Below are 18,662 nucleotides of genomic sequence, written 5' to 3' on the forward strand. Positions count from 1 at the left end.
CTGTCTCTCCCTACCAGGAATACACCAGTTCCGCTTCAACCTGATCATTCTGCGCATACCTTCCAAAAATTGACTGCGGCGGTCCATTCAGATCGATCACACTGATACCGGCCTTCCACGAATCCGTGAACACGTACCAGGCATTCACTTTAGCCATGGTAGCCCCGTGCTCCGGGTTGCAAGCGATGCTCACGTTTGTTTCCATCTTCTGGTTCATCCAGCCCGCCTTGAGGTTTGCCCAGAGGATGGTCTCGGCTCTCCGCTCATAGAACGTATCCAATCGATGGATGATGATCGTCTGCTGGGCCTGCATGGTCAGGAGCCCGTCCTCGAAGAGCCGGTAGTCCGCGCCGATACCGTAGTCAAGCGCGTCGCTCTTTTGCTCGATTGGATTCAGGGCAATCGCTCCCGGCGCGGGAATTGCGGGATATCCCCACAGTTCTCGCCGGATATTAAAATAGCGGTTCATGATATATGCGGCCTCGGCCCTGACGCTCCAATCTCCCGTTACCACTGCCGCATCAAATCCAAGTGATGTGATCTTGTGAAAATCAGGTGTATACCCGGGATCGATCAGCACTGCTCCAGGCAGGGGAACGATCTCGATCGAGGTTGTCCTGAACACCGGCTTCGGATCGTAACCATGATAACCATTGAGCGCCCACTCGAGATCTCCGGCACGCCGAGCGCGCAGGCCGATGCCGCTGTTCGCGATGGTCCGCGGCGGCAGGTCCGGTTCGGCCGGGACGATCTCGCCATTCGGTATCTGTGAAAGCGCCAACGCTTCTGATATGCCCGACCATCGCTCATTCGGGAGGGGCAGGCGATAGGGAACGAAGACCGGGACCCAGACCGTGTCAAAGGTCCAGTCCCCTGTATTAACGCTCGCAGAGACCGACGGCACGCCGATCTTCCGGTCTTCGAGCGGTTTTCTCAGGAACTGCGTATAATCCCAGGGGTTCAGCAGGTCATTCGACGGGTACTCGTCAAGCCTGCCCCAGGCAAAGCGCTGGATACCGGCCCGAATCTCAATGTCCCCAGTTGTGTGGGAAAAATACAATTCTTTGAACTCAAGATAAGGCGTGTTGCTCTGGTAGACTTCATCGTAGTTCTTGAATAGATTCCTGTCCCGCGCCGGACGCTTCATGGTCCCGTCCCATCCTCCTTCGAGCCAGGAGTGGAACCGCCACGCGGACTGGCGCGTGTCGAGTTTGATCCGCCCGATCAAGCTCGGTTCTTCCCTCACGCTGTCGCTGGTCAGATTCTTCACGCCTCGCAGATCAAGTTTGCCCGAAATACCGATGGTATCATCGGCGAAGGAAAGGGAAAAGGTAAGCAGAATAATGACCAGGGGGGATAGTGATCGAAACCAGATAGCGACTGAGTAGATTGCTTTTATCTGAATGTCGTTCATAACGTAACGATTTGCTTTTAATGTTTTACCAGCTACGTTTTGCTACTGTGCCATCAATCCGGTAAGAAAAAAGTCGGCGCCTATCTGTTTTATCCATTGAACAGATGCCTTCTCGCAGCCATTGGGCAGTTCAGTTTTAATTCTCAGAGATTGTTTTTCCATAAGATGAGTATATACTTTTAGGCAAAGTCCGTTGTTGCTGAAATTCAGGACGGTTCCTTTTTGTAATTTATCGTCACTGCTATAAGTATAAAACACATCGATGTTCGCTGGATAACGCGTGTGCTTTCTCTTGATCGCTGCGGGTTTTGACAGATCAATTCGTTTTTTGCAGTCATCGAGCCAGGCGAAAAGCCTGCTTAATTGAATCGGTTTGCTGAAGGATGTGCACCCTAGCCCTTCGATCATCTTCCGTGCCTCATTGTCAAAATCTACGGACGCAACCGCTTTATTTTTTGAGTCAACCGGACATCCTCTCTGGGCCTGCAGACGAACCATTTCAACTCCGGACATGCCTGGCATTTGATTATCGGCTATAATAATATCAGAGCACGGATTAGTATTAGGACATTTGTCTGCCTGGTCGCTGGAGATTGGGCAAATAACCGCCCTATTAAAAACATGTACCTCGTAATTTCTCCGGGACAGAATTGCAGCGAGTAAATTCAGATCAGTCACGTCATCGTCAAAGAGATTAATCTTCACTTTTCTCAATGCGACACCCCCTTGTAATAATTGGTAGTATCAAGAATACGCATTCTCAGAGTCGCTTACAACTCAGGAGAGGCTGCAACTATGGTATGGTACGATAATCTACAGTTATAGAATATCATACTTAGTTGGTATTTAAAAGAGAAAATTACTTCCCTGCTCGCTCCATCGACCTTTGTGAGAATAGATCGTCCGCAAATTGAGTATGATACTTGATGCTCTCGATCGTAAGCTCTGTCCGGTGGCCTGTTTTCTTATTCTCCATATTCATCTTGAAAGGGGTCGGGATCCCGTCAATGGTCCTGATATCCGTGAAAAGACCGGTTCGATAAATTACATCGTCCTGGTAGTAATCGATCCTCAGATGGACCCAGAGGTTCTTTGCCACCCAGGCGATGTACTTTGTGTATTTCCTATGCATATCCGGTGTTACTTCGACAACGTAGCACTGTTTGCCGTCGAGGACCTCTTCTTTCAGTATATTGAAATTGTAGTCATCCATGTTCGGCGGCCCGCCGAAGTCATCGTACGAAAAATCAGACCCGAAGAACGAATCATCCTGAGCGCTTGCGGCAATGCGCCGCACGCGCCTGTACTCCGGGAAGTAGGCCCAGAGGTCGCGGTCGGAGAACGTATGCGCGTGGATCAGGAACCCGACGTTTTTCAGGTCCGGCGGCGAATTGAATACGATGAGGACCTTATATGCCCCGGGGATTGACTTCTTCCCATACTCCGTGAGCGTTCGCGTGCGCTTGCCGCCGCCCTTGTCGAAGAGGACCATGGTCACTTCGGTCTTCCTATCGAGTGACCGGGAGCGCTGTTCGTGGACCTTTTCGTACACTTCGCGGCCGCTCATTGCGTTTGCGACTGTAGTTTGCAATGTTCCAGAGAGCATGATTGTTGCTAAAAGAAAACGCAGTACCCAACCGGCCCAGTTCGGAGTTGGGAGTTCGGAGTCAGGGGTTGAGTAATCCATTCCTATCTCCGGTTCTTTTGTTTTGCCGCTCCTTACTCCGAACTTCGAACGCTGAATTCCGAACTGACTCTTACTCATAAGAAAGCGCCTCCACGATATTGGTCTTTGCCGCCCGTTGCGCGGGATAAACGCCTGCCAGGGCGGCGAGCAGGGTCGAAAGAGCGATCGCCCAGAAGAGTGAAGCTGTGTGGACGTGATACTGCATGCTTGCCCCGTAATCGCCTTTGAGAAAACCCTCGAGGCTCATCCAGCCGATGATGATGCCCGCCCCGGCGCCGAGCATGCCGCCGATGATGCCGAGGAGCATGGATTCGATGATGACCACGCGGGACACCTGGCTCCTGAGCATGCCGATGGAGCGCAGGATGCCGATCTCGCGCGTACGCTCGAGCACCGACGCGAGCAGGGTGACAATGATACCGAAGCACGCAATGGTCATCGTGATGATATTGATCGCATGGTTCACGGCGAAGCCCTGGTCAATGATCTTCCGGATCTCTCCTTTAAACTCCCCGGCCGGCAGGACGAAAAGACGGCGGTCATTCCCGAACCTTCGCGCGATCTCATCCCGCACTGTTTCAACCTCGTTCTTCTGCCTTACCCGCACCGAGAATGAGTCCGCCAGAAATTCCTTCCAGTACCGGTGGTAGGTGTTTATGTCCATGAGGATGGATCCGGAGTCCGAGCTGTAGTCCACGTTCACGGCAGCGACCTTGAACTCGACCGGCCCTTCAGGAGTCGGGAGCACCATGACATCGCCGGGCTTGAGGTGCTCCTGCGAGGCAATTGCTTCGTTTACGGCGATGTAATTCCGGTTCGGCAGCAGTCGAGCCATGTCTTCGCGTTTTCCTTGGGCGATCTTTAAGGGGCTGTATACCATCCTTCGTTCGATATCCACAGTGAGAAGCAGGATGCGCCTTCCGTGATAATCGATGAAAAGCTTACGGAACGGGTCTGCTGAGAGCACACCGGGAACCTGTTCGATATCTTTCCCCATCTCGATGGGCATGGGGATGTTCTGAGAGCCCGTGGTCGCGATAGGATGTCCGGACGTTACGATAATGTCTCCCCGCACATAGGAATCGATCCAGTCGAGCACGGACTGTTTGGTGCTATAGATGAGCCCCGAAGAACTCACAAAAACCGAGATCCCATAAAAGATGGCCGCAGCGGCCACGGCATTGCGGGTGATGTTCTTCTGGAGGTTCAATCCGGCAAGTCTGCCCGTTGCTCCCACCCGCGGCGAGACGGTTTTGCGAAAGAAGACGAGAAAACCCTGGAGCACGGAAGGTGTCGCGAGCGAAATGCCGAGCAGGAAAAAGATCGTTGCCAGGAACATGGTCGCGGTATTGTGAAAGAGCGCTGATTCCGTAAAGGTCTTGAACAGGAACAGGAGAACGGCAGCGAGAAGGACGAGCGAAATTGCCGCGATCTTTAGCCGCTTGCCGGAGAAAAAACCTTCTTCGGAATAGGGCATTGAGCGTATGGCCGACACCGGCGTGATGCGCGTGCTCGCGAGGGCGGGAAACAACGCCGCCGCAAGGCTCGCGGCAATGCCGGTGACGAAGCCGATGGCGAGATTCGGCAGGGAGATGGAGATCTCCGAGATCGAGGTCCTCTGGTAGAGTTCGGAAACGGTCTGGCCCACGGCGCCGATCGCCGATTTTGCAAAGAGGATGCCTACAACGAGTCCCAGCCCGGAGCCGACGATGGCCATGATAAAGGTCTCTCCCAGGAAGAGTGATATGATCTCTTTCCGCGTGGAGCCGAGGGCGCGCAGGATGCCGATCTCTTTTCTGCGCTGGACCACGGAGATCGAGACGGCATTATAGATCAGGTACATGCCCACGAAGACGGCGATAAAACTGATAAGGTTGATGTTCTTCTGAAAGTGGGAGATCAGGACCTCGACCTGTTTTGTCCTGCCTTCAGGCGTTGTGACACTGTATCCTCCGGGGAGTGCCTTTATAATGCGTTCTCGGACGACATCCAGGTCCTCGTTGCGCAGGAGGCTCACATCGATGCGGTCTATCCTGCCTTCCTTGCCAAAGGCCATCTGGGCCGCGGGGTAGTCCATGATCGCAATGCTGCCGGCCATGATCTTTGCAGGACCTTCGGGATTCAGCAGGCCGCGAACGCGGAAGGTACGGATGCCGCGCACGGTCTGGACCTGTATCTTTTGCTCGAGCTTGATCCCTTCGCGTTCCGCAAGCTCGCGGGTGAGCAGGATGGAGTCGGGCCGGGCAAGGAACAGGAGCGGGTCGGGGATATCGGCGCCTTCATCGGAGAGTTTGTACTCGCGGATATTGCCGTCCTGGAGCACGTCCACGCCGAGGACCATGAGTGTTTGTTCCTTTGCCCCGACGAGGATGCCCTGCGTATCGATCACCGGCACGGCATACTCGACGCCGGGGACCTTCTGAACGCGTTCGATAAGCTCCTCGGGAAATCCTGAAGCAGCTCCGGTTATCTGGAGGGCGGCGCGTCCCGTCACGCGGTTGATCGAGTCCTCGAAGGAGCGCATGACGCTCTTGTTCACGATCCCGATGGACACGATGGCGGCAACGCCGAGGCTGATGCCCGCCACGGTCATGAGGGTGTGGACCTTCTGGAGCCGGATGCGTTTGAGGCTGATATGTTTGAGAAGATTGGGGAGGTTCATCACTTAAGCACCAAAAAACAAGCACCAAATTACAAATAAGCTCCAAGTACCAAACACAAAATTCGAGTAACTCTCTGCACATCTGAACTCACAAGAATGTCCCCCACAGAGAAAAACCTTTTATCCGCAGATTTCGCAGATGGACGTCACGCCAAGGCGTGATGAAATCTGCGTAATCTGCGGACAATGTATTGACTTGAGCTGTTACAAATTAGTAACGTTTTTATATTGAGATTTAGAAATTGGATATTATTTGTGATTTGATATTTGTTGTTTGGAATTTATCCTTTCGTTGCCGTGTCCTCGGCTATGCTGCCGTCCTTGAGCGTTATGGTCCTGGTGCCGTGGGTCGCGGCCATCTGATCATGGGTCACCATGACGATCGTCTGGCCTTCCCGGTGGAGGCCGGCGAGCAGCAGGAAAATGTCTTCGCTGGTGCGCGAATCGAGGTTTCCCGTGGGTTCGTCGGCCAGGAGCACGGCAGGGTTTGCGATGAGCGCGCGCGCAATGGCCACGCGCTGCATCTCACCGCCAGAGAGCTGCTCGGGCCGGTGTTCGATCCGCTCACCGAGACCGACTTTATGCAGCAGCGCTTCCGCTTTGGGTTTGATCTTTGCGAAAGGGATGCCCTCAAGCAGAAGGGGAAGGCCCACATTCTCCGCCGCGGTCAGAATGGGCAGAAGGTTGAAGAACTGGAAGATGAAGCCAACGCGCCGCCGCCGGATAAGCGTGAGCTCGTCGTCGGAGATTCCGTGAAGCGGTATCCTGTCAATGAAGATCTCTCCGAGACTCGGCTGGTCCAGGCCTCCGATAAGGTTCAGGAGAGTGCTCTTGCCCGATCCGGAGGGCCCCATGACGGACAGAAATTCACCGGTCCGTATGCTGAGCGTGATATTGCTCAAAGCGTGGATATCTTTTATGCCGTGCCGGTAGGTTCGCGTCACACTCTTCAGTTCTATCATGCGTCACCTCATGAGATCAATTTTAGCGGCTCGATCATGGTATGTAAAGGTATTTTTGTGTTGCCACAAACGAAGCAAGCCGCAATAACTGTTTTTACAAGGAAGCTTTTTTGTGGTATAACCTATTCACGGTACCGACTATTCTCTCGGTGAATTTAACAGGAGGTGCTCTATGAAGGTCATTGCATTCAACGGCAGTGCGCGGAAGGAAGGGAACACCGCTATTCTTTTGAATCTTGTTCTCGACGAGCTCAAAGCAGAGGGCATCGAGACGGAGATCTACTCACTTGCGGGAAAACCGATCCAGGGCTGCATTGCCTGCTTCAAGTGCTTCGAGAAAAAGAACCGGCGCTGTAATGTGGAGAAGGACATCATCAACGAGTGCATCCGGAAGATGGATGAGGCGGACGGGATCCTGCTCGGCTCTCCCACGTACTTCGCCGATGTGTCGGCGGGAATGAAAGCGTTGATCGAGCGGTGCGGCATGGTGGGGCGCGCGAATCCGGACATGTACAAACGCAAGGTGGGCGCGGCAGTTGTGGCGGTCAGGCGGGCGGGCGCGATCCATGTTTTTAACTCGCTTAATTATTTTTTCACGATCAATGAAATGATCATCCCCGGATCGAGCTACTGGAACATCGGCATAGGTCGCCAGCCGGGAGAGGTCAGTAACGACACCGAGGGTGTGCAGACCATGAAGAACCTTGGAAAGAATATGGCGTGGCTTTTGAAAAAGACGCGTTCGTGATAGCAAGAGCTGCAGACGCGCTGTAAAAACAAAACCCCCGCGGAAACGGGGGTTTTGTGTAAATAACACTGTAGAATAGAAAACTGCTTGATCTATCCCTTTTTCTTCTTCAACGACGCTAATCCGGCTAAGCCGAGTCCCAAGAGTAAGGCCGTCCCTGGCTCCGGAACAGTTGTAGCGCTTGCAACAGTTATACTGCCTGTTTCGATATTATTAGTGATAGGAATGTACTCAAATGTAGTATCAGAAAGGAAAAAGTTGCGAACTAAATCTCCATATAGAGCGGGTTCATTAGCATCGTATTCGAATAAATCTGTGAACAAGAGATCAGACGTTCCAATACCAACAGTATCAAAGTTCATGGTAAACAAGCTGAAGCCGTTAGTGTCCTGAGTGAATGACGTTATCCCGTCCCAGTCCTTCCAGATGTTGATTAAATAGGAATCATATACATCGTATCCTGAGTTATCAGCATCAAGAATACCTAACGAAGTTCCCCAATCGATGCTATTTAAGGAAATAATGCTGGAATCAAACTTTACAGAAATATCAAATCCGCTCACAAGTGTATCAGGGTTCATTACCCAAACGCCTACACTGGCCGTATTCCCTTCATATACCGACTGGTTCATCGGATCAAATTCCAAAGATATTGTTGCTGAACCCGTATTTGGTAAACTGAGCAGCAAAAATCCAAATAACAAGACAAAGATTATTTTACCGAAATGCTTAAACATTACTTTGACCCCCCTTTACGATCTAGATTGTTTACTTATTGGAAATATGATGTGGCCTAATTGTTTTATATAATGCATGTATCGTACCATAATATAACTATATGATTTATAATGGATAATAATAAGATTAATTGAGATATTCTCAAGATAGTAAAATATTCCGACATTTCAACATTAATAGTTATTTATTTTACATCAAAAGACAATTAGCGAAATTGTTTTAATTACTGATATGTTAGGTTCAGAAATGATAATTATCTACAACTTTAATATTATTATTTAGAATTATTTGTTGAGAAAATTGTAAAATATATTAACGTTATAGGCAATACATTCATCGCTTTGATCCTTCTTTCCGCATTTTTTTAGTAAAATTAGTTCTTCTTATGAGTTTTACCTGTCTCCTACTGACTATATTATTTCTGCTATACTGACAGAGTAAGCGTTTCAATAGACAATTTGAAAATAGTGCCAAGGTGTTATTGGACAGACTGTTCACATCTATTCGGGCTGTTGCCCAAACCGATTGTGTGCTTCGACAGGCTCAGCACGAACGGACAAAGTTCATAATATCAAAAGCTATACCGTTCGCCCTGAGCTTGTCGAAGGGTGAAAGGGGTTTGGGCAACAGCCCGTATTCAATAGACTATCGCCAATAACCCTGAAGGGGAAATTCTAATGAACAGGAGGTACGAGATATGACTATGGACAAGAATATGCGTGGTGAGATCGCTCGTGTAGCTTACGGCCTTTATGAAAAACGCGGGTGCGCCGCGGGAAACGATTTCTCGGATTGGATTGAAGCGGAAAAGATCGTGAATCGGAAATACTCCAAAGGATTGGCCAGTGACATCAAACCCGTCAAGCCGACTCAGCCTCATATCGCGATGCAATCAGCAAAATCAAAGTCGCGAGGACTATTTCCCAGAGCTTCAGCGAGATAACACTATTTGATTCAGGCTGCGGTGGTGTTTTCCTGCATGACGATCTGAAAATTATTTGCAAACAGTGGGTCGGGTTGAACCCCTGCTTCAAGCATGCCGGGGCAGGCTATGTGAAACACGACAGCTTTGCGCTAATAAAATTCTTGACATACATCAGCAGTTGAGGTATCGTATGTTCGTCAGCAGAAATCCTCTTTAAGTCTGGTCCTGTGAGACCAGGAAGGGTCTGAAATGAAAACGCTTAACTTCACCGTCAAGCACTGTACACACGCCAACCTTCTTCCCTTTTCAGGGGAGAAGGTTTTTTTTGTCTTTTTTAAAAAAATCAAACACGGCCACAAAGACTGATGAATGCAAAATGCAGAGTGCAAAATGCAAAAGTCAAAATGCAAGGATATTAAATCATGGCCTAAGGCCATACCGCAATTTTGCAATTTACATTTTGAAATTTGACTTATACATTGTCTTAGCGTCTTCGTGGCAGAATCAGGTGTGACTAACATGAGTTCAAAAGAAAAAGCACTTATCCTTGACAAGGCCGGCATCGACCGGGCGCTTACCCGGGTGGCCCATGAGATCCTGGAAAAGAACAAAGGGGCCGGGGATATTGTACTCGTCGGCATCCAGCGCGGCGGTGTGCACATCGCCGGGCGGCTGGCGAAAAAGATCCGCGAGATCGAGAAGGTGGAGGTCCCGGTGGGAAGTCTGGACATCACCATGTACCGTGATGACCTGTCAACGCGCAAGTCCCAGCCCGTGCTTCAAGCCACGGACATTACCTTCGATATCAAGGACAGGATCATGGTCCTTGTGGATGACGTGCTCTTTACCGGAAGGACCATCCGTGCGGCGCTGAACAGCATCATGGACTACGGCAGGCCAAAATGCATACAACTCGCGGTCCTTGTAGATAGAGGGCACCGGGAACTTCCGATCCGCGCCGACTATGTGGGCAAGAATCTCCCGACCTCGGCAAAGGAGAAGGTGGAAGTGATGCTGGCAGAGGATGGAGTGGAAGAGAAGATCGTAATAATGGGAGAATGATGTAGTGCGGAGTTCGGAAAAATCGCAAATCTTAGAGTCGTCTCCATATTCATCCGTGGTTACAAGAGGGGTTGACCCATGGCGTTAAGTACAAAAGACCTGCTTGGCATAAAAGGCATGACCGCGGACGAGATCAAGCTCATCCTGGACACGGCGGCGGAGTTCAAGGACGTGTCCGAGAGGGACATCAAAAAAGTGCCGGCGCTTCGCGGCAAGACTGTGATCAACCTCTTCTACGAGGCGAGCACGAGGACGCGGACGTCCTTTGAGCTGGCCGGCAAAAGGTTGTCCGCTGATGTGGTCAATATCTCGACCTCGACCAGCAGCGTGGTAAAGGGCGAGACGCTCCTCGACACGGCCCGGAACATCGAGGCCATGAAGTGCGACATGATCATCGTCCGGCATTTCTGCTCAGGCGCCCCTGAGTATCTCTCCAAAAGGCTCAAGAGCTCGGTCATCAACGCGGGTGATGGTTCCCATGAACATCCCACGCAGGCATTGCTCGACATGTTCACGATCCGCGAAAAACTTGGAAAGCTCGAAGGTCTCACCGTGGCAATCGTCGGGGACATCGGGCATAGCCGGGTCGCGCGGTCGAATATTTACGGGTTTACCACCATGGGCGCGAGTGTGCGGGTTTGCGGTCCGCCGACCATGATGCCGCCCGGTATTGAAAGCCTCGGGGCCAGTGTCTTCTACGACATGGACAAGGCCATCGAGGGCGCGGATGTGGTCATGATGCTCCGGCTTCAGACCGAGCGTCAGACAGCGGGACTCTTCCCGGGTGTGCGTGAGTACGCGGGACTCTATGGTTTGAACCAGTCTCGCGTCAAGCGGGCGGCAAAGCACGTGCTCGTGATGCACCCCGGACCCATGAACCGGGGAGTGGAAATATCGTCCGAGGTGGCAGACGGCATGTCGGTGATCCTCGAACAGGTGACAAACGGCGTGGCGGTCCGGATGGCGGTGATGTTCCTCTTATCAGGAGGCATAAAGACAGAGGCTTAAAAGGCGTCTCTCGCAGAGGCGCAGAGTGCGCAGAGTTAAATCAAAACCTTTAGTATTGGTTTTAAACCAGAACATTTATTAAGCTTTTCTCTGCGAACTCTGCGCCTCCGCGAGAAAATTTCTTGCCGTTTTGAGAAGAATGTTACTGAGGAGATTTTGAATCAGGTGATCATGATGAATATCTTGATAAAAAATGGCAGTGTGATCGACCCCGCGAACAAGATCGACGGGAAGCTCGACATCCTCGTGTCAGATGGAAAGATCACAAAACTCGGCAAGCCGGGCTCTCTTTCATCTGATGGATCTCAGGTGGTCGATGCTGCAGACAAACTCATCGTCCCCGGCCTCATTGACATGCATGTGCACCTGCGGGAGCCGGGGTTCGAGTATAAGGAAACGATAGCGACCGGAACGGCCGCGGCAAAGGCGGGAGGATTCACCTCCGTCTGCTGCATGCCGAACACGAACCCGGTGAATGACAACCGCTCGATCACCGAATTCATTCTGTCCCAGGCCCGGGAAGGTTCGGCCCGGGTGTATCCCATCGGCGCCATCACCAAGGGCTCGAAGGGAGAGGAACTGGCCGAGATGGGCGAACTGCATCAAGCAGGCTGCGTTGCAGTATCGGACGACGGCAGGCCGTTGATGAATGCGGCGCTGATGCGCCGCGCCATGGAATATTCAAAGATCTTCGATACATTGATCATTTCCCACTGCGAGGACAGCACCCTGTCAGACAAAGGGGTGATGAACGAAGGCGCTATTTCAACCGAACTCGGACTCCGCGGGATCCCTTGCTCAGCCGAGGACGTGATGACGGCCCGGGACATCTCGCTCGCCGAGTTCACGGGGTGCAGGCTGCACCTGGCCCATGTGAGCACGGTTGGTTCCGTGAATCTGATCAGGGAAGCGAAGAAGCGGGGCGTCAAGGTCACGGCGGAGACCTGTCCTCATTACTTTACGCTGACCGACGAAGCGGTGCGGGGATACGATCCCATGGCGAAGATGAACCCGCCGCTTCGGACCGCCGATGATGTCGCCGCGATCAAGCAGGGTCTAAAGGACGGGACCATCGACGTGATCGCCACGGACCATGCGCCGCATGGCATGGATGAGAAATCCGGCGAGTTCGATAACGTGCCGTTCGGGATCGTGGGACTTGAGACCGCTCTCGGGTTGACGCTGAAACTGGTACAGGAAGGCGTTCTTTCGATGACCGAGGCAATCCGTAAACTCAGCATGAATCCCGCGTCAATACTCAAATTGAACAAAGGATCGCTGACGATCGGGGCTGACGCGGACATCACGATCATCGACCCCGATGGGGATTGGACCGTGGACGCATTGCAGTTTAAATCTAGATCCAGGAACACGCCCTTTGACGGATGGAAGCTGAAGGGCAGGGCTGTGCAGACGATCGTGGGTGGGAAGATATAGTTCGGAGTTAAGAGTTCGGAGTGCGGAGTGCGGAGTGCGGAAAAACAAAGAGACAAAAGCATGAAAAAAGCTATTCTTGCATTGGCTGACGGGTTGGTTTTCGAAGGACACTCCTTTGGCGCGGAAGGTGAGGCCTCCGGCGAGGTCGTGTTCAACACGAGCATGACCGGGTACCAGGAAATTCTGACCGATCCGTCGTACAAAGGCCAGATCGTTACCATGACCTACACGCAGATCGGGAACTACGGCGTGAACGACGAGGACGTGGAATCCGAGAAGCCGTATGTGGAGGGCTTCATCGTGAAGGAATATCTCGACTTCCCGAGCAACTGGCGGGCAACGAGGTCCCTCCACGAGTATCTCAAGAAGAGCGGCATCGTCGGCATCCAGGGCATCGACACCCGCGCGCTGACCCGACACCTCCGCGATTTCGGCGCTCAACCGGGGGTCATTACGACAAAAGCCATGAAGCCCGAGAGCGTCGTTGCCCGGGCAAGGGCGCTCCCGAACATGAGCGGACTTGATCTGGTGAAAGAAGTCACGTGCAAAAAAGCGTATACGTGGGATGAAGGCGACTGGGACCTCAAGACCGGTTATGGGGGGAAGGGGTCTTCACGCTATCACGTCGTGGCCTATGATTACGGCATCAAGCGGAACATCCTGCGGCTCCTCACGAGCGCGGGATGTGATGTGACCGTCGTGCCCGCGACCCTGCCGGCGGATGAAGTGCTTGCCATGAACCCCGATGGCGTGTTCCTGTCGAACGGGCCCGGAGATCCGCAGCCGGTCACCTATGCAATCGAGAACATAAAAAAGATACTCGGCAAAAAGCCGGTCTTCGGTATTTGCCTTGGTCAGCAGCTATTCGGCCTCGCCCTCGGCGGAAGAACATACAAGCTCAAGTTCGGCCATCACGGCGGCAACCAGCCGATCATGGACCTTTCCACCCGCAAGGTAGAGATCGCGGCGGAAAATCATGGTTTCGCGGTGGACATGGAAACGGTGAAGGACCAGGTCGTGATGACGCACATGAACCTGAACGACAAGACCTGCGAAGGGATCCAGCATAAGAGCCTTCCCGCGTTCTCGGTTCAATATCACCCCGAGGCGTCGCCGGGCCCGCATGACAGCAGGTATCTGTTCCAGAGATTTGTGGATATGATGGAAAAAAATAAGAGATAACCACGGAGGCACGGAGACACGGAGGAATTCTAAAGATCAGATTTTATTCTATTCGTCCTGTCAAAACGATTTGCTTTTCTCCGTGTCTCCGTGCCTCCGTGGTAGTGTTGGTTTGAATGGTTTCAATGATTTCAGATACAGAATTACAAAAACGTATCGAAGCGGCGTATGGCCTCCTCGAATCCTGCCGCGTCTGCTCCCGTGAATGCGGGGTCAATCGCTTAAAAAATGAGAAGGATGGTTTCTGCCGGTCGGGATTGAATCCGATCATCTCGAGCGTGAGCCCGCACCACGGCGAGGAACCGCCGCTCTCGGGTACCAGGGGCTCGGGAACGATCTTTTTCACCAACTGCAACCTGAAGTGCGTCTATTGCCAGAACTATCCTATCAGCCAGATGGGCAATGGAGCGGAGCGGACGACCGGAGAACTCGCATGCCAGATGCTCTGGCTGCAGGAACAGGGTTGTCATAACCTGAACCTGGTAACTCCGACGCATTTCATGCCGCAGGTCCTGAAGGCGCTCGGTATTGCCCGGGAGCGTGGTTTCAACCTGCCGATCGTGTATAACACGAGCGGATACGAATCCCTTGAAGCGCTTCGGTTGCTTGACGGCATAGTCGATATTTATCTTCCGGACATGCGGTACTCCGATGATGCAATGGCGCTTCGTTATTCCGCCGCCCCGCACTATCCGGAGATCAATCGAGCGGCGATCAGGGAAATGTTCAGGCAGGTCGGCAACCTGGAGCTCGATGAGAAAGGCGTGGCACAGCGGGGCCTGATCATCCGTCATCTGGTACTGCCGGGCGGACTGTCGGGGACCGATGGCGTCATGAAGTTCCTGGCTGAGGAAATATCAAAGGACGTATACATCAGTCTTATGTCACAGTACTTTCCCGCATATAAGGCGAATGAATACAAGGAGCTCAATCGACGGATCAATGAAGAAGAGTACGACAAGGCATATGATATCAAGATGAGGTGCGGATTGAAGAACGGCTGGGTGCAGGAGTTTGAGTGAACCGATAAAGGTGCAGGGATGAGCAAACCGCCAGATTTAAGAGAAATGCCAGACCTACCTGACGAGGTTCGGCAGGCTGCATTAGACGGCAATCTCGTGTTATTCGTCGGAGCTGGCACTTCGATGCTCGTTGATTTACCGTCGTGGCAGGGCCTCGCACGATTGGCGCTTGAAGATCTTCGAAGAAAAGGACATATTAACTACTCAGAATTGGAACAACTGAAAGTCCTTGATCCCAAGAAACAGTTGTCTATCGCAGAGCTAATAGCCACGGAAAATTCTATTTCACTTGATTTAGCAAAGCATTTAACAGCCGGGGTAGGGGATAAAGGCATATATATCCATCTCAATAAAATTGGTTGTCCGAGTGTTACAACAAATTATGACGAGTTGCTTGAGCCGCGATATTATCCTGTGAAAGATGGATCAACAACGGCAACCCCCATAACAAGAGTTTTTCAAAAAAAGGAATTTCTCGCAGGTCGTTTAAACACGCCAGGTACTGTAGTGCATTTACATGGTTCGGTGGCTAAGCCAGATACCATGGTAGTTACAACGAAGCAGTACCTTGAACATTACGAAGACGATATCGTGAAGGAGTTTCTCGGAGAACTATTTGAAAAAAAGACTATACTATTCGTCGGCTACGGGCTTGAGGAAGCGGAAATTCTTGAGCATATATTGAGAAAGGGGAGAGTAACAGACACTAAGAATAAAAGACGTTTTGCTTTGATGCCATTTTTCAGAAGTCAAATGCCTCTTTACACGATGCTTTATGGATATTATGTGAAATCATTTGGAGTGCATTTGGTTGGTTTTATTAGAGACCATAAGGACTATAGACAGTTGGAAGACATAGTAAAGGCATGGTCAGAGCAAATTGAAGTGAGACCTTCAGCGTTAGCAGCAGAATTGGATTTTATGGATGAGGTTCTTCGTTGATGCGTGAGCTTAATCCGAAAGAAAAAGATCTACTGGATCGCGTTATAAATAAGCCTGATCTACAACCCTTCTTTTTTCGGAAGTTAAAGGGTTTGCACTGGTATAACGCACTAAGTGACGGCGGTTTTTTCGCACCTGAAAAGAACCCAAAGCCCATGCCAGCGAAGGAAGAGGGATATGTTAACATCCCACATTGGCCAGTTACGGAGTATCTGGTTACTACGAGCGAAGAACTATCCATTCCAGATAACAAAGAATATGCAATAAAGTATATCGAACTAATCAGGAAAGTTACATGGTATGCTATGAATCAGAAGTTCAGCAACTATCGAACTTGGTGGCAGCTTGCCAAAGTCATTAGAAATATTCCAGTTCAATTAATACTGCCTGAGGATATTGATCTCATTGATTTCTGGATGGACGATCCTTTCGAGCGCGGTCTTGTAACGGAGGAAATCGGAGAACAGTGGCTGCCGAAGTTGCTTGATAAAACGGATGAACACAGCCAGCAAATTGCCCTGCGTTTATTGAATTGTCTATATAAAGTAGTTTTTGTTGATAAGAAGACCGGTTCCTCTGGAACGAAAGAACTGGTACTTAGATTTGATTCCTACCGCGCAGAGAATCTGGCTAAAAAGGAAATTGCCAGGCTAAGCGGGCTGAAGTTGGGGCTGCCCGCGGTAGAGCTCTTTCAAAGACGGCTAGTTTCGATACTTGAAGAAGGCGACCATGATACGTGGTCCTCAATCTGGCGCAAAGCAATTGAAGAACACGATCAAAACGGCAGTCTTAATGATACAGATGATGTTATAGTGGCTGCGTATAGAGATTGCCTCTTAGGATTCGTGGGACATAATATTCAAGCGACTAAGGACTATGTTCGGGCTCTCTTTAATGGCCAATATCAGACACTTCGACGTGTTGCCATCCATGTAGTAGACAAGCAGTATGTGGAACTTAAAGACCTGGTTGATTCTGTTGTCAGACCTGAATACTTCCATGATAGCTATCGGTATGAGCTGTGGCATTTTCTTAATAATCACTATAGGGACATAAGTGCTGAGCAACAAAATAGAGCCTTGGAAATAATAGAAGGATTAGATGTTGCTGACGAAGGCGCTGGCGTAAATGAGAAGGCGACTGCTTATAAACGCGCAATATGGCTATCAGCAATCAAGGATTTTGATGACAAATTAGCTCAACTTTACAAAACATATGCAAATATCACAGGTGTAGAGCCAGATCACCCGGATTTTTCCAGCTATATGACGTCAGGCTGGGTTGATCATAAATCTCCTATCCCTATTGAAAACTTACTATCCCTAGATGTAGATACGCTTGTCAAGACGGTTAATAGTTACAAAGATACGGGACGCGGGTGGTTTGGTGAACCTGGGTTGGAGGGTTTGGTAAAGACCTTCAAAGAAGTAGTGAAAACAAGGCCGAATGATATTTATCGTGAGTTGGCGAAGTTTTCCGGATGTGATTTGGCGTTTATCTATCCGCTTATAGCGGCGTACCGTGAATTGTGGAACGAAAAGAAAGAACTGCCTTGGAATGACGTGTGGCCCTTTCTGCTCGATTTTTGCCTAAAGCTTGTTAAGCAAGATGTTTTCTGGTTAGATAAAGAAGCAAAAGAAAGGTCTAATTTTGTTGCAAATCGGCATTGGATAGTGAAGGAGATCGGGCAACTAATTGAAGATGGAACAAAGACTGATGAACACGCTTTTGATAAAAGCTTATTGTCAGAAGCAAAGGATATTATTCTTATTTTGCTTGATCGACAAGCAGGTGAAGAGTTTAATCTAGATAGCGATGCAGTCTTTGTCGCTATCAACAGCCCTCGTGGGCGTTGTGTTGAAGGACTGATTAATCTCACCCTTCGTTCGTGCCGTCTGGAGCATAACGAACTGAAAGCCCATACGAAAGTATGGAATGAATATGTGGATACATATGAGGCTGAGCTTAAACGAAGCGATCAAGGTGAATACGAGTTCATAACACTTGTAGCAATGTTTCTCCCTAATTTTGACTATATGTCCCGCGAATGGGTTCAGTCTCATCTTTCTGATATATTTGATCAATCAAATTATCAAAAATGGCTTTGCGCTATGCAAGGTTATATCCATGTAGGCACAGTTTACGAAATATTTTATAAACATTTAAAGATAAATGGCGACTTTCTTAAGGCTCTTGATGATCAACATCTTAAAAAGCAAGTTAGAGAAAGAATCATTCAGAGCATCGCGATTGCATTCATAAATAATTTTGAAGATGTAAAACAACCAGAAAGCCTAATTGCTATTCTTATTCAGCGAAGAAATATAGATGAGCTAGGGCAACTCGTGTGGTTTATTTGGACACTGCGCGATAAGAAAAATAAGAAATTAATTGAAAAAGTTTATGAGTTATGGCCCCGCATATTGGAACTCGTCGATGTTACTTCCAAAGAGGGAAGAATACTTGCTTCTAGTTTGTGTCATTGGGCAGCATTTGTAGAACAGATTGACGTGACTACAGAAGGTTGGCTGCTTAAAATCGCACCTTATGCAGAAGAAAATTACAATGCGTCTAATTTACTGCAAAGTCTTGCTGAGATTAGCGATACACAGGCAATCGAAGCTCAAAAGATTTGGATCAAAATGCTCGAATCTTATAGTTTTGATTTTCCAGAAGAAGCATTTCGGCGGATATTCAAGAATCTGATTGAATTAGGGCATTCTGGCGAAAGCAAGGCTAAGGAAGTTGTTGATGCATATATTAAACATGGAATTGACAGACCCAGAACTTGGCTTGCTGAGATATTGAGCACTGCAAGTGCCAAGGCTTCTAAATGAGGAAGTTAACAAAACTTAGAAAAGTTAGATTTGAGT

The 18,662-nt window shown here is 50.0% G+C and carries 15 protein-coding genes; 9 read left to right on the forward strand and 6 right to left on the reverse strand.

Going from position 1 to position 18,662, the window contains the following annotated elements:
• Nucleotides 1–10: 10 nt before the first annotated feature.
• From M0R70_00470 to M0R70_00490, 5 genes are all read right to left on the reverse strand, one after another.
• Nucleotides 11–1,414 (reverse strand): hypothetical protein, encoded by a 1,404-nt coding sequence (locus M0R70_00470; protein MCK9417834.1) that lies wholly within the window; start codon nucleotides 1,412–1,414, stop codon nucleotides 11–13.
• Nucleotides 1,415–1,456: 42 nt separating this feature from the next.
• Nucleotides 1,457–2,128, reverse strand: a complete 672-nt coding sequence (locus M0R70_00475) for a response regulator (protein ID MCK9417835.1) — start codon at nucleotides 2,126–2,128, stop codon at nucleotides 1,457–1,459.
• Nucleotides 2,129–2,273: 145 nt separating this feature from the next.
• A complete protein-coding gene (locus M0R70_00480) occupies nucleotides 2,274–3,179 on the reverse strand; it encodes an outer membrane lipoprotein-sorting protein (GenBank protein MCK9417836.1) in 906 nt (301 codons plus the stop codon).
• Nucleotides 3,172–5,763 carry an FtsX-like permease family protein gene (locus tag M0R70_00485; GenBank protein ID MCK9417837.1) on the reverse strand — a complete coding sequence of 864 codons (2,592 nt, stop codon included), beginning with the start codon at nucleotides 5,761–5,763 and terminating at the stop codon, nucleotides 3,172–3,174. Before M0R70_00485 ends, M0R70_00480 begins: the two co-directional genes overlap by 8 nt.
• A gap of 281 nt (nucleotides 5,764–6,044) precedes the next feature.
• Nucleotides 6,045–6,725: an ABC transporter ATP-binding protein gene (locus M0R70_00490; protein ID MCK9417838.1), complete on the reverse strand. Its 681-nt coding sequence runs from the start codon at nucleotides 6,723–6,725 to the stop codon at nucleotides 6,045–6,047.
• Nucleotides 6,726–6,897: 172 nt separating this feature from the next.
• On the opposite strand from M0R70_00490, the gene M0R70_00495 reads away from it, so the two are divergent.
• Nucleotides 6,898–7,473, forward strand: a complete 576-nt coding sequence (locus tag M0R70_00495) for a flavodoxin family protein (GenBank protein ID MCK9417839.1) — start codon at nucleotides 6,898–6,900, stop codon at nucleotides 7,471–7,473.
• Between the two features lie 92 nt (nucleotides 7,474–7,565).
• Here the strand turns inward: M0R70_00495 and M0R70_00500 are convergent, their stop codons facing one another.
• On the reverse strand, nucleotides 7,566–8,210 hold the full coding sequence (locus tag M0R70_00500; protein MCK9417840.1) for a PEP-CTERM sorting domain-containing protein: 645 nt from the start codon (nucleotides 8,208–8,210) through the stop codon (nucleotides 7,566–7,568).
• A 698-nt stretch (nucleotides 8,211–8,908) separates the two neighbouring features.
• Between M0R70_00500 and M0R70_00505 the strand changes: the two genes are divergently transcribed.
• The 8 genes from M0R70_00505 (at nucleotide 8,909) to M0R70_00540 (ending at nucleotide 18,626) form a co-directional block, all read left to right on the forward strand.
• The gene (locus M0R70_00505) at nucleotides 8,909–9,154 is read left to right on the forward strand and encodes a DUF2934 domain-containing protein (GenBank protein MCK9417841.1); all 246 of its coding nucleotides are present in this window, start codon (nucleotides 8,909–8,911) and stop codon (nucleotides 9,152–9,154) included.
• Nucleotides 9,155–9,655: 501 nt separating this feature from the next.
• Nucleotides 9,656–10,198: a bifunctional pyr operon transcriptional regulator/uracil phosphoribosyltransferase PyrR gene (gene pyrR, locus M0R70_00510; protein MCK9417842.1), complete on the forward strand. Its 543-nt coding sequence runs from the start codon at nucleotides 9,656–9,658 to the stop codon at nucleotides 10,196–10,198.
• A 78-nt stretch (nucleotides 10,199–10,276) separates the two neighbouring features.
• Nucleotides 10,277–11,206 (forward strand): aspartate carbamoyltransferase catalytic subunit, encoded by a 930-nt coding sequence (locus M0R70_00515; protein ID MCK9417843.1) that lies wholly within the window; start codon nucleotides 10,277–10,279, stop codon nucleotides 11,204–11,206.
• A 174-nt stretch (nucleotides 11,207–11,380) separates the two neighbouring features.
• The gene (locus M0R70_00520) at nucleotides 11,381–12,643 is read left to right on the forward strand and encodes a dihydroorotase (GenBank protein ID MCK9417844.1); all 1,263 of its coding nucleotides are present in this window, start codon (nucleotides 11,381–11,383) and stop codon (nucleotides 12,641–12,643) included.
• Between the two features lie 60 nt (nucleotides 12,644–12,703).
• On the forward strand, nucleotides 12,704–13,825 hold the full coding sequence (carA, locus tag M0R70_00525) for a glutamine-hydrolyzing carbamoyl-phosphate synthase small subunit (GenBank protein MCK9417845.1): 1,122 nt from the start codon (nucleotides 12,704–12,706) through the stop codon (nucleotides 13,823–13,825).
• Nucleotides 13,826–13,950: 125 nt separating this feature from the next.
• Entirely contained in the window at nucleotides 13,951–14,847 is an 897-nt protein-coding gene (locus M0R70_00530) for a radical SAM protein (protein MCK9417846.1), read from the forward strand.
• An 18-nt stretch (nucleotides 14,848–14,865) separates the two neighbouring features.
• Entirely contained in the window at nucleotides 14,866–15,789 is a 924-nt protein-coding gene (locus M0R70_00535) for an SIR2 family protein (protein MCK9417847.1), read from the forward strand.
• Entirely contained in the window at nucleotides 15,789–18,626 is a 2,838-nt protein-coding gene (locus M0R70_00540; protein ID MCK9417848.1) for a hypothetical protein, read from the forward strand. The genes M0R70_00535 and M0R70_00540 overlap by 1 nt, the downstream gene beginning before the upstream one ends.
• Nucleotides 18,627–18,662: the final 36 nt, after the last annotated feature.

It is taken from the genome of Nitrospirota bacterium, assembly GCA_023229435.1.
Lineage (GTDB): Bacteria > Nitrospirota > UBA9217 > UBA9217 > UBA9217 > JALNZF01.